10 protein-coding genes and 1 pseudogene are annotated in these 12,284 nt (G+C 72.4%); 1 reads left to right on the plus strand and 10 read right to left on the minus strand.

Going from position 1 to position 12,284, the window contains the following annotated elements; all coding sequences use genetic code 11:
• Positions 1-107: 107 nt before the first annotated feature.
• The 7 genes and pseudogenes from WME76_RS42575 to WME76_RS42605 form a co-directional block, all read right to left on the minus strand.
• Positions 108-1,025 carry an aliphatic sulfonate ABC transporter substrate-binding protein gene (locus WME76_RS42575; RefSeq protein ID WP_437962225.1) on the minus strand — a complete coding sequence of 306 codons (918 nt, stop codon included), beginning with the start codon at positions 1,023-1,025 and terminating at the stop codon, positions 108-110.
• Between the two features lie 114 nt (positions 1,026-1,139).
• Positions 1,140-2,255 (minus strand): annotated as a pseudogene (locus WME76_RS42580) (sigma-54 interaction domain-containing protein); the annotation flags it as partial.
• Positions 2,256-2,414: 159 nt separating this feature from the next.
• A complete protein-coding gene (locus WME76_RS42585; protein ID WP_437957880.1) occupies positions 2,415-3,026 on the minus strand; it encodes an NADPH-dependent FMN reductase in 612 nt (203 codons plus the stop codon).
• 197 nt (positions 3,027-3,223) lie between these two features.
• Positions 3,224-6,934 (minus strand): thioester reductase domain-containing protein, encoded by a 3,711-nt coding sequence (locus WME76_RS42590; RefSeq protein WP_437957881.1) that lies wholly within the window; start codon positions 6,932-6,934, stop codon positions 3,224-3,226.
• Positions 6,935-7,072: 138 nt separating this feature from the next.
• On the minus strand, positions 7,073-7,795 hold the full coding sequence (locus WME76_RS42595) for an HAD family hydrolase (protein ID WP_437957882.1): 723 nt from the start codon (positions 7,793-7,795) through the stop codon (positions 7,073-7,075).
• A gap of 119 nt (positions 7,796-7,914) precedes the next feature.
• Positions 7,915-8,271: a c-type cytochrome gene (locus WME76_RS42600; RefSeq protein ID WP_437957883.1), complete on the minus strand. Its 357-nt coding sequence runs from the start codon at positions 8,269-8,271 to the stop codon at positions 7,915-7,917.
• A gap of 13 nt (positions 8,272-8,284) precedes the next feature.
• The gene (locus WME76_RS42605; RefSeq protein ID WP_437957884.1) at positions 8,285-9,793 is read right to left on the minus strand and encodes a PQQ-dependent sugar dehydrogenase; all 1,509 of its coding nucleotides are present in this window, start codon (positions 9,791-9,793) and stop codon (positions 8,285-8,287) included.
• 266 nt (positions 9,794-10,059) lie between these two features.
• Here WME76_RS42605 and tam point away from each other — a divergent pair, with 266 nt between their 5' ends.
• Complete coding sequence (gene tam / locus WME76_RS42610) at positions 10,060-10,830, plus strand: trans-aconitate 2-methyltransferase (RefSeq protein WP_437957885.1); 771 nt, start codon at positions 10,060-10,062, stop codon at positions 10,828-10,830.
• 13 nt (positions 10,831-10,843) lie between these two features.
• Here tam and WME76_RS42615 read toward each other — a convergent pair whose 3' ends face one another.
• The 3 genes from WME76_RS42615 to WME76_RS42625 all read right to left on the minus strand — a co-directional run bounded on the left by WME76_RS42615 (position 10,844) and on the right by WME76_RS42625 (position 12,247).
• On the minus strand, positions 10,844-11,224 hold the full coding sequence (locus WME76_RS42615; RefSeq protein ID WP_437287850.1) for a hypothetical protein: 381 nt from the start codon (positions 11,222-11,224) through the stop codon (positions 10,844-10,846).
• Positions 11,225-11,505: 281 nt separating this feature from the next.
• Positions 11,506-11,688 (minus strand): hypothetical protein, encoded by a 183-nt coding sequence (locus tag WME76_RS42620; protein WP_437957886.1) that lies wholly within the window; start codon positions 11,686-11,688, stop codon positions 11,506-11,508.
• Between the two features lie 37 nt (positions 11,689-11,725).
• Complete coding sequence (locus tag WME76_RS42625) at positions 11,726-12,247, minus strand: MarR family winged helix-turn-helix transcriptional regulator (RefSeq protein ID WP_437957887.1); 522 nt, start codon at positions 12,245-12,247, stop codon at positions 11,726-11,728.
• Positions 12,248-12,284: the final 37 nt, after the last annotated feature.

Raw genomic sequence — 12,284 nt, forward strand, 5'->3', positions numbered from 1 at the left:
CGGCGCTCGGCGCGAGGCAGGGGCACGCCGCGGTCCCGGCTCGACGCGCGGCTCGACATCACCCCATCTCCGCGCCGCTCGCTTGACGTAGCTCCACGAAGGCGCGGTCATCGCCCCGCGCACGCGACGGCCCCCGCCGCCTCGCAGCGCGCCGCCGGGGCCCACCGCGACGGCGGGGCCCACTGCGCCTCGGCGACGCGGATCGGGTGCGGGATGAGCCGCAGCTTCAGGAACGCGTCCGCGACCTCCTGCTGGGACGCCACGAGCTCGGCGTCGAGCGCGCGCAGGCCGAACCGCCGCCGCTGGAGCGCCGCGACGAGCGCCGCCTGGGGCAAGCCGAGCTGCGGCGCGAGGAGCGCCGCCGCGGCCTCGGTGTTCGCGTTGGCCCACTCCCCCACGGCCTTCACCTCCGAGAGGAAGAGCTGCACGAGGTCGGGGTGGGCGTCGGCGAAGCCCCGCGCGCCGATGTAATAGGCCCTGTTGGTCGCCAGCCCCCGCCCGTCGCGCAGCACCCGCGCCCCCGTGGCGTCCCTGACCGACGAGAGCATCGGGTTCCAGATCGCCCACGCGTCGACCTCGCGGCGCTCGAACGCCGCCCGGGCGCCCGACGGCGGCATGAACGTGACGTGCACGTCCTCGTACCGGACGTTCGCCTCCTCGAGCGCCCGGATGAGCAGGTAGTCGACGTTGGAGCCCTTGTTCAGCGCCACCGTCTTGCCCTTGAGATCCGCCACCGTCCGGATCGGCGAGTCCCGGTGGACGATGATCGCCTCGCCCTCGGGCGCGGGCGGCTCGGCCGCGAGGTACACGATGGGCGCGCGCGCCGAGAGCGCGAAGATGGGCGGCCCCTCTCCCACGAGGCCGAGGTCGACCTGCGTCTCCCGGAGCGCCTCGGCGAGCTGCGGGCCGCCGGGGAACTCGACCCACGCGACCTTCACGCCGCGCTCCGCGAGCGCGCGCTCGAGCGACCCCTTCAGCTTCACGAGCCGCATCAGCAGCCCGAACTTCTGGCACCCGATCCGCACCGTCTCGATCGAGGCGCCCCGCTCCTCGCCGCCGCACGCGGCCTCGTCGAGCGAGCATGGACCGCTCGAGATCGGCCCGGACTCGGGCGGCTCGTTGCCGCCGCGCGATCGCGGCGAGCGGGCGAGCTCGCCGAACTGGACGAGCCGGGCGCGCACGATGTTCCTGCTGATGCCGAGCAGCCGCGCGGTCTGGAGCTGGTTCCGGTGGCAATAGCGGTAGGCCGTGCGCATGAGGACCTCCTCGATGTGCTCGTGCAGGCCCGGGCGGTTCTGCTCGAACAGCGCCAGCAGGGCGCTCTCCAGCGCGGCCAGCGGCGCCTCGGGGGTCGCAAGGGGCGCCTCGGGGGCCGCCCTGCCGCCCGGCAGCGCCCGCAGCGACGGCGCCGGCACGGACGCCGGCGCCGGCGGCAGCGTGGACGCCCTGGGCTGGAGCGCGGTCAGCCGCAGGTCGGCGGGGGTGATCCGGTGGCCCTTGCACACGAGGAGCGCGTGGTGAATCGCGTTCTCGAGCTCCCGGATGTTCCCGGGCCACGGGTGGTCGAGCAGCCGCTGCGCCGCCTCCGGGGTGAGCTCGGCCGGCACGGCGCCGACCCGGCCCGCGTGCACGGCGAGGAAATAGCGCGCGAGCGGGAGGATGTCGCCAGGCCGCTCGCGCAGCGGCAGGAGCGAGACGGTCGCGACGTTGAGCCGGTAGTAGAGGTCCTCGCGGAAGTGTCGCGCGGCCACCGCCGCCTCCAGGTCGACGTTCGTCGCGGCGATGAGCCGCACGTCGATCGGGATCGGCTGGCGCGAGCCGAGCCGCACCACCTCGCGCTCCTGGAGCACGCGCAGCAGCTTCACCTGGAGCTGCAGCGGCAGGTCGCCGACCTCGTCGAGGAACAGCGTGCCGCCGTCCGCCGCCTCGAACCAGCCCGCCTTCGCCGTGGTCGCCCCGGTGAAGGCCCCCTTCTCGTGGCCGAACAGCTCGCTCTCCACCAGCGACTCCGACCAGGCGCCGCAGTTCACCGCCACGAACGGCCGCCGCGCCCGGTGGCTGAGCGCGTGGATGTGACGCGCCACGATCTCCTTGCCCGTCCCGGTCTCGCCGGTGACCAGGAGCGTGGCGTCGCTCGGCGCGAGCCGCCGGATGCGGTCGAGCAACGCCCTCGATCGCTCGTCCTCGAAGACCACAGCCTTGGCGCGAATCGATAAAGACATCGCGCCCGGGTTCGGAAGCGTGAGCAATGGCATTGTCATGGGTGCTGAGCGCCAGTTTAACAGACGCGGCGTCCACCATAGCGGATGAATGTGACGTTCGCCAGGTGACGCGGCGCGCCAGGCAGGGCGCCGACGTGGTTTGATGTGCGGCGATGTGGGTGGGGCTGGCCGCCCCGGCGGCGGAGCGCGGGGCTACATGCCGAAGGGGTACTTGGCGAGGTCGAGGGCGCCGCTGGCGCGGACCTGCTGCAGGGCCTTGCCGTACTGGAGGAGCACGCCGAGCGCGTAGCGGAGCCGCGCGCGGATGCGCTCGTCGTCCTGAGACTGCGGCGTCGCCGGGTCGTTGAGGAGGCCGGCGACGCTGCGGACGATCACCTGGTCCGGGATGTAGCAGAGGTAGGTGTTCTTGTAGCTGCTCATGCGCAGCTCGGCGATCGGATAGGCGCCGCCCGTGCCCGAGGAGACCGCGACGATGAGCGCGGGCTTGTGCGCGAGCTCGCGGCGCGTGCAGAGGAGGAAGAAGTTCTTCAATCCGGCGGGGACCATGCCGTGCCACTCCGGCGTCACGATCACGAAGGCGTCGGACGCGGTGAGCTCTGCGGAGATCGGAGACCAGACGCGCTCCCATTTCTCCGACGGCTGCCCGGCCTCCGGGTCCCAGAGCGGAAGCGGGTTGTCGGCGAGATCGAGCGCGTAGGTCGAGGTGACGTCCGGCGAGGCCGTCAGCTGCTGCTGCACGTAGCGGGAGACCTTCCCCGACTCGGATCCATTGCGGTGACTGCCTGAGATGACAGCGAGCTTCATGAGGTCTGCGTGCCGCGGGCGGCGGGGCCCGCAGCGCTCCTTGTTATGGGGTGATGATCACGGATGTTGCGCGGGATGCTACCCCGCGCCCGCGCGGCGGGTCGAGGGATCATCGGCCAGCGGCGGGAGACGGGCCGCTGCGGGGCGGATCCCTCGGGCGCGCCTTCCTCGATCGCGCGCGCCGTGACGACGCGGGGTCAGGACGCCGCCGCGCGCACGGCGGCAGGCCCGATGACCCCCAGGGCCACCATGTCGTCCAGGTACTTGTGAATGAGCTGCTCGCTCACGTGCGGCAGGGCCGCGAGATCGCCCGACCCCTCCCGCGCCGCGAGCTGCTGGAGCCGGGCGAGGAGGCGCTCGGCGTCGAACACCTCCCCGTCGGCGCGCCCCGGGCGCTCCCACGCATGGAGGATGGCGAGCGGCGAGAGGTGCCGCTGACGCTCGCCGAGCTGCATCAGCCGGTCCCGGAACGCCGCATACCACGCCGCATACGGGTCGACGCGCTCGACCGGGTAACCCGCCGATCTCACCCACGCGACGATGACGTCGAGCGATATGCCGTCATCCCGGTGGGGATTCACGACATGGTACGTGGCGTGGCTCGCCCTCTCCCCCGTACCGGCCGGCGGCTGCAGGTGATCGACGGCCACGGCGGCGATGCTCCGCGCCACGACGTCCACCGGGAGGCCGTCATAGTGGCCGGCGCGGTCCGGGCGGGCATTCTGGTAAAACGATCTCGGGGCGAGGGCCGTGTACACGAGGCCGCACAGGAGCCTCGTGAAGAAATCGGGGACGTTGATCTGCCCCCGATACAGGGGATGCGCCATGATGCCGCTCGGGCGATAGACGTTGACGGGCAGGCCGAGCGTGTCGCGCGCGTCCCGGAGCAGCACCTCGCTCGCCCACTTGCTCGCCGCATACCCGGCGGCGTAACCGCCGTCGAGCGGGCGCTCCGGCCAGAGCGCCCGCAGGTCCTCGTCCTCGCGGATGGGCCCGCGGCGGTCGAGGCCGCTCACCGCGCCGAGGGTCGACACGTAGTTCATCGCCTTGACGCGGCGGGCGACGGCGAAGCGGATCGCCTCCACCGTGCCGAGGACGTTGGGCTCGAAGAGCTGCGGGTAGCTCAGGGCGTGGTTCACCAGGGCGCCGTTGTGCACGACGCAGTCGACCTCCGAGCCGAGGTGCGCGTACACGTCGTCCGGGAGGCCGAACCTCGGCTTCATGAGGTCGCCGGCGAGCACGACCAGCCGGCCGTGCCCCGACAGCGCGTCGAACCTGCTCACGAGGGCGGGGTCGGACGCGTAGGCCGCGCGGAGCCGATCGAAGGCGAGGGCGTCGTCCCGCGAGCGCACGACGCAGTAGAGCCGGCCCTCCTCGGGCAGCCGCTCGAGGAGCTCCAGCGCGAGGAACCGGCCGAGGAAGCCGTTGGCGCCGGTCAGCAGCGCCACCCGGGCGCGCGCCGGCAGCGCCGCGGCCGGCGTCGAGCGCGCCGCGGCCGCGAGCTCGTCGGGGCCGAGGAACCTGTCGAGGCGCAGGTCCGCGGCCCGCACGACGTCCGCGCCGGCGCCGTGCACCCCGTCGAAGGTCGCGGGGCGCCGGGCGGAGCCGCTCGCCAGGGCGCGCTCCAGGTGATCGACGATCGCGCGGACGCCGCTGGTCGGGTCGAGCACGAGGCCCACGGGCACGGCCACGCCGGAGATGTCCTCGACGACGCGGCTGAAGCGGGCGGCGGTGAGCGAGTCGCCGCCGAGCTGGGCGAAGCTCTGCGCGCCCCGCGGCTCGACGTCGGCGAGCCCGAGCGTGGCCTCCAGGGCCCTCTTCACGACCACGGCGGCGGGCGGCGCCGTCGCGCCGATCTCCTCGTGGAGCTCGCGGAGCTGCTCGAGCTGGGCGCGCTCGATCGTCGCGTACATCTCCTCGAGGCGCGCGCCGTACCTGGCCCTGAGCCGCGCGCGCGCCGGCTTCTGCGTCTCCGTGAGCAGGCCGCCCTCGCTGGTGAACGGATCGCCCTCGACCAGGAAATCGCGCGGGATCTCGTACGCGCGGAGCTGGTTTTCCCGGGCGATGCGGTCGATCTCCTCGCGCAGGAGCTGCTTGACGGCCGCGTCGTCGGGCTCCGCCCCGCGCCGCCGCAGGTGCGCGGAGACGGCGTGAAGATCGGGGACGACGACGGCCAGGAGGTACGAGCGGGCGCCGTTGCCGTACAGGAAGGCCTGGTGGATGAAGGGGCTGCCCGCGCTGTACAGGACCTCGATCCGCGAGGTGGCGACGAACTCTCCTTGCGACAGCTTGAGGACGTTCCGCGCGCGGTCGATCCAGACGAGGGTGTCTGGCCCGCGCTGCTCGACGATGTCGCCGGTGTTCATGAGCCCCTCCGCGTCGAAGAGCTCCCGCGTGGCCTGCTCGTTCTTGTAATAGCCGGGCACCATGAGGAGCGAGCGGAGATGCAGCTCGCCGCGCGGGTACGGCTCGTCGGTGGTGCGGTAGCCGAGCTCCGGCACGTCGACCAGCTTGAACTCGGCCACGACCTCGCGATCCAGCCGGCCGTCGAACGTGAGGGAGGCGGCCTCCGTGGAGCCGTAGCCATCGATGACGGGCACCTCGAAGCAGCGCTTCAGGAACGAGAGGACCTCGCGCGGCGTCGGCGCCGAACCGATGGTCGCGAGGAGCAGGCGATCGCCGAGCAGCGACGCGCGCATGTCCGCCATGATCTCGTGCTCGAGCCGCTCTCGCGCGATGTCGAGATCGCGAGAGCGCTTCAGGAGCTCGGCCTGGAACTGCTGGTGGATCATCTCCGCGATGCGCGGCACCAGGAACAGCGCGGTGGGCCTGGCCAGGCGGATGTCCTCGAAGAGGGTGGACATATCGCTCCTCAGCACGAAGTGCGTGACCCCGCCGCGCATGAGGGAGCGGCCGACCTGGGTGCGCCCGATGAAGTGGTTCATCGGGCTGTAGTTGAGGCCCACGTGCGGCAGGACGTCGAGGCGTGGGTCGTGGCTCCTCGTGAACGCTCGCTGCCAGTACCGGCACCAGAGGCTCTCCGGGACCATCGCGCCCTTCGGCGAGCCGGTGCTCCCGGACGTGTACATGAGCGTCATCAGCGGGTCGCGCTCGCCCCGCTCCTCGGGCAGGACCTTCGGCACGATGCCCTGCTGCCGGCCGAGGCGCTCCACCTCCTGCTGGGTCCGCACCGCGAGCCGGCGGCCTCCTGTCTCCAGCGCGCGCAGGGCTCGTTGTGCCCGATCGAGCTCGTCCTGGGCGCGTCGATCCCCGTCCACGACGTCGATGACGACGATGCCGCGCACCGAGGGGCACCGCGGCAGCACGGCCTCGATCCGCGCGAGCTGGTCCACGCTGCACACGACGCACGCGAGCTCGGTCTCGGCGACGATGTGCCGCAGGTCCGCGGGGATCATGCTGGTCTGCATCGGCACCGAGACGGCGGAGAGATAGAGACAGGCGAGGTCTGCGACCACCCAGTCCGTGCTGCCGAATCCCATGATGCCCACGAGATCGCCGGTGTCCGCGAGCCGATCGTGCCGGAGGCCGCTGGCGAACGCCTCGACGCGAGACCACACGTCGGCGTAGCGGGCGGCGCGGAACTCCGGCAGAGGGCGCGGCGAGCCGTCGCCGCCAGGCTCCGGCGCCGCGGTGTCGAGCGCGCGGCGGCCGAGGCAGGGGCGATCCGCGTAGAGCGCGAACGCCGTCGCCACGGACTCGATCGTGGTCCGACAGCCCCGGATCTGCGCCAGCACCTCCGGTGACGGCAGCGCCCGCCGGAGCTCCTCGTCCGTCTCGAGGAGCCGGGCGCACCGCTCCAGCGATCTCGTCAGCAGCGTTTCATTCGAGTCGTCGTTCTGGAGGAACTCCGGTTCTCGTGGCTCGCGGATGTCGCTCGATGGAGTCATGCGCGCGGACCTTGAGCGGCGCTCCCCACGGGGCAAGCCTCGGCCTCCCGTGGGGCCGGCCGCGCCGTCGACCGCGGCGGCGATCGCTCGCGTGCTCGCCCGGTCTGCGGGCGATCTCGTGGCTGCTGTCGGACGGAGCTAGACGTACCGCTGCTGCGGGGTCTTCTCGGCCTGGGGAGCGGTGCTCGCGCCCCCGGCCCCCTCGGCGAGCGGCGAGCCATCGAGCTGCGCCAGGAGATCGGCGGGGCCGTCGTAAACGGCGATGGCGCCCGCGAGCCCGCTGTCGGTCCAGCCGCCCGAGCGGAAGCCGATCGTGCGCAGGCCAGCCCGCGCCGCGGCCTCGATGTCATACGGCGTGTCGCCGATCATCACCACCTCGCCGGGCGGCAGCCCGAGGTTCTGGAGCGCCGCCTCGACGATGTCCGGATCCGGCTTGGACTTCTCGGCGTCGCTCGACGACGTGGCGCTCTCGATGACGCCGCTCGCGCCCGTGAGCTTGAGGAGCTCGCGCAGCTTCTCCTTCTGGGCGGAGCTCGCGATGACGATCTTGAGGCCGCGGCGGTGGAGCTCTTCCAGGAGCTCCTTCGTGCCGGGGAAGGCGCGGAGCCCGGGCAGGAGCTGCTCCATGAAGATGTCCGAGCAGCGCGCGCTGATCTTCTCCCCTTCCGGGCTGTCCTTGGAGATCCCCGTCACCTCGGGCAGCAGCTTGTCGCCGCCCATGCCGATGCGCCGCCGCACCTCCTCGAACTGGACCTTGTGCCCGAACTCCTCCAGCGCATCGACCCAGGCGCGCGCGTGCGCGTCGTTGCTGTCGATCAACGTGCCGTCGACATCGAAAATTACGCCGCGAATGGGTGCCATGACCTGGATCCTCTCCTGTTGTTGCCGATTTGCCTGGCGTGCGGTTCAGCCTCTCCGAGGCGGCCTGTCTGCTGGCGGGAGTCCGCGCCGGGCGCGGCGCCGCGCCCCCGGCCGCGCGCTCAATCGCCCTTCTCGTGGGTCCTGATGGACATCATGTAAGCGATGATCGCGTCCACGTCGGCGTCGGAGATCTCCTTGTCCGAGAAGGCGGGCATCGCGCCGAGCCCGCTCCGGATCTGGAGCTTGATGGCCGCCGCGGGCGCGGGCTTGTTGTTGAGCCCCGGCCCGAGGCCTCCTGCGCCGCCCGGGTGGCACTGGTGGCATTGCTTCATGAAGACGACCTCGCCTCGCCGCTCGGGCGGCTCGTCGAGCGGCGGGGGCCCGAGGATCGGCTCGCTCCTTCGGGACGAGCCGCACCCGATCGCGAGCCAGAGGGACGAGGCGACGAGACCGCAGAGGACAGCGCGCAGGATCATGGTGTCTCCTCCTTCAGCGTGCGGTGGCCGCGCGGGTGATGCGGAAGAGCGCGCCCGTGCCCTGCTGCGGTTTGGCGCCGCGCTCATCCATGAGCATGACGCCGAAATCGACGACGTAGAGCGACCTGCCCGTGCGGTCGAAGCGCACGGAGATGGGCCGCTCGAGGCCGCCGGACTTGAGCCGCGACGCGGGGCCGTTGTCCTTGCCGCGGTTGACCGCGAAGTCGCGGATGACGCCGGTCTTCAGGTCCACCCGGACGACCTTGAAGCCGACGGGGTGCAGGACCTTGCCGACGTCGGGCGCCTGATCGCCGAACTGGGCGACGAACGCCTCGCCGGCGAAGCCGAACGACGGGTCGCGCGCGATGTCGATGCCGTTCGACGAGCTGTGCACCGCGAAGAACGCGACCGGCCGCGGCGGCGGGTTCGGCGGCGCCGCGAGGAGGGCGGGGGGCGTCGGCCCGCCCGGCGGCGCATAGCGATCCTGCGAGACCGGGCGGCCGTCGGCGAAGTCGGGCCATCCGTACCAGGTGCCCGGCGTCACGGCCCAGAGGGCGTCGGCGTTGCCCCAGACGGGGCGGCTTCCCCGGTCGTCATAGCCGTTGTCGGTGACGAACAGCTTGCCGTCCGGCGAGAACGCGAGCCCGAACGGGTTGCGGAACCCCCAGGCGACGAGGTTGAGCGTGCCCCCGCGCACCGGCACGCGCATGACCGCGCCGCTGCAAGGCACCTGGCCCGGGATGACCTGCCCCTTCTGCGTCTGCGTGCCGAACGGGACGAACGCGCCGGTCGTGACCTTGTCGTCCTCGTCGCGCGGCGTGAGCGGGTTCGACGTGGTGAGCGCGGCGCCCGTGAGCGTCACGTCCTTGCAGGGCACGTCGTGGAACTCGGGGTGTCGCTTCAGCCACCCGAACTTGTGGTTGTCGTCGCCGACGATACCGCTGTTCGTGGCCGTGCCCTGGCCGAAGTAGATGAAGCCGTCGGGGCCGACGACAGGCCCGTTCGTGTGGTGGTCGCCGAAGCTCGGGAGCCCCGCGACGAGGGTCTGGGTCTGGCCGTCGGGCGCGATGCGGAGGATGCGGCCGCCCTCGGTCACGCCGCCCTCCGAGACGATGAAGGCGCCGTCGGCCCAGGCGACCCCGGTCCACGGCGGGTTCTTGCCCGTCGCGACGACGGTCGTGCCGCCGCCCGGCGCGATCCGGAGGAGCCTCGGCGTGGTGAAGACCTCACCGTAGGAGTAGCCGGACTCCGTGACATAGACCTGTCCGGCGTCGTCGAACGTGACGCCGGTCGGGAAGGTGAGCCCCGTGGCGACGACCTCGATGACGTATCCAGCGGGCAGCGCGATGTCCGACGTGCGAATCGTCCTGGTCGGGGGCGGCGGCTTCGTCGTCTCGCCGCCGCCCGAGGACGAGCGGGCGCTGAAGCAGCCTGGCGCAACCGCGAGCGCGGCGAGCGCCACGAGGAGGGTGGGGCGCGGTCGAGATCGCGGCGGTGGACGGTTGGTGGCTTGGGCGTTCAAGAGATCTCCCTCAAATGCGTGCCTGGGTGCGACGGCGCGCCAGCGGCCGGCCGGCCGAACGGCGCGTGGAAGCGCGCTGCGGCCTTCGGGGCGCGGCCCGAGCAACGTACATGCCGGGCATGGCGGCGCCTGGACTGCGCGCGCCCGCGCCACGCGGTCGACCGCGTCGTGGCGGGTTGGCGTGGCGTGAGGCAAATCGCCACGCGGCCCCGCGGGTCGTCGGGGAGGAGCTCACGTTCTGTTATGCTGGCCCGCCGGAGGGCGCGATGGCGAGCTGGGATCCTGCGCAATATCTGATGTTCGAGGACCAGCGGGCGCGACCGGCGGTCGACCTGCTCGGCCGGGTCGCCCTCGCCGTGCCGGGCGAGATCGTCGATCTCGGCTGCGGGGCCGGCAACATCACCCGTCTCGTGGCGCAGCGCTTCCCGGAGCGGGCGATCGTGGGGGTCGACAGCTCTCCGGAGATGCTGGCCCGGGCGCGCGCTGCGCTGCCGGGGGCGCGGTTCGTCGAGGCAGACATGGCGCGCTTCGCGCCGGCCGCGCCGCCGGCGCTGATCTTCAGCAATGCCGCGCTCCACTGGCTCGACGATCATCCATCGCTGTTCCCGGCGCTCCTCGGGCGGCTGGCGAAGGGCGGCGTGCTGGCGGTACAGATGCCGAGGAACCACGGGGCGCCGTCGCACACGGCGATGGTGGAGGCGAGCCGGATGCCGAGATTCCGCGATAAGCTGGCGGCGGTGGTGAGGGAGAGCCCGGTCGCGGAGCCTCGGGGGTACTACGAGGTGCTGGCGCCGCACGCCGCGCAGATCGAGATCTGGGAGACGGAGTACCTGCATGTCCTCGAGGGCGAGAGTCCGGTGGTCGAGTGGACCATGGGGACGGCGCTGCGGCCGCTGCTCGCGGCGCTCGACGACGGCGAGCGGGCCGATTTCCTGGAGGAGTATGGGCGGCGGGTGGCCGCGGCGTATCCGAAGGCGTCGGATGGGAAGACGCCGTTTCCGTTCCGGAGGTTGTTCCTCGTCGCGAGGGCGAGATAGGTGATCGCCTGGATCAGCGCGCGTACTCGATGGCGCTGACGCCCTCGGCTTCGGGCAGGACGGTCACGAGCGCCTGCGCGCCGACGGAGCCGGACGAGAGCGACGAGCGGACGACGACGAGCCATGTCTGATCGCCCTGGCGCGCGACGAGGATGGCGCAGCGCTCGCCCTGAGGCGAGCCGGCGCGCGCCTCTGCCTCCTGGACGACGCGCGCCCCGGCGGCGTCGCAGCCGCTGACGTCGAACTTGCGGTGCGACAGGGCGGTGAGCGCGACGCTCGCCGCTCGCCGGGCGGCGGTCTCGTGGGCCGACGGCGCGGCAGGGGCCGGCGGCGGGGCGCACCCGGAGGCCAGCGCTGCGAGGAGAGGTGCCCACCGTGCGATCGTGCGTGTCACGGCGCCGTCGTATCGCGGCGGCGGCCCCGCGGGAAGCCCTCGTCGAGGCGGGCGGCGGCGCCGCCAGCGCCAGGCTGCTCGGGGGACGAGCCGTGGACGGGGCATCGCTCGGCGCTGGGTATCTGCAGATCCCCATCTGCCCGCCGAGCTGCGCAATGCCCTGCGGGGATTCGCGAGCGCATCGAACTGCCACGCTCGAGCCGAGGCGAATGATTACGTGGATGAGCCGTGATTCGCTTCGCTAATTCACTTCGCTCGAAAAGATGCCTCGAGTGCCTGACTCACCTTGCACAGCCATCTGTCGCGGGGCCTTCGCCCGCCGCCTCGGCGAGGAGCGCGAGCTCGGCGTGGGGCAGGCCCTGCGCCGGGTCGGCCTCTCGTTCCAGGGGACGCAGCACCGGGCCATCGACGACGCCCGCAACATCGCGCGGCTCCTGCCGGTCGCGCTGGGCCTCGAGCGCCACGACGCCGGTGGTCCCCGGCGCGCCGGAGCGCCCGCCGTCACCGGCGCTCCGGCGGCTCCTCCTGCGGCTCCGACGCTTCCGATGACTCCAGCGCCGCGAGCAGCGCGGTGAGCCCCTTCTTCAGCGAGGCCATCTGCTTCTGGCCCAGCGACCGCGTGAGCTCCTCCTCCAGCTCCTGCAGCACCCCGAGCCCGTGAAGGAGCGCCTTGATCCCGGACGGCGTGAACCGCACCCGCTTCGCCCGCCGGTCCTCCGGGTCGGGCGTCCGCTCCACGACGCCCATCGCCTCCAGCTCCTCGACGAGCTGACCCACCGCCTGCTTCGTCACCCTGGCGCGCTCCGCCAGGTCCGTCAGCCGCGTGCCCTCGAGATCGATGTACGGCATCAGCGCGGTGTGCGCCCGGCGCACCTGGCTCACGCCGCGCGCGCCGCGGGCGACGCGCGCCACCGCCCGCTCGTCGAGCAGCCGCGCCGAGCGAAGGAGGAGCTGGCCGAGGCTCGCGCGCTTGCGCCGCTCGAGCTCGGCGACGTCGCTGGGATCGAGGTCGTGCTTGGTCATAATGGTCAACTTGCTTGACTAAATGGTCAAGCAGGTT

This window comes from Sorangium sp. So ce119, assembly GCF_051524405.1.
GTDB lineage: Bacteria > Myxococcota_A > Polyangia > Polyangiales > Polyangiaceae > Sorangium > Sorangium cellulosum_G.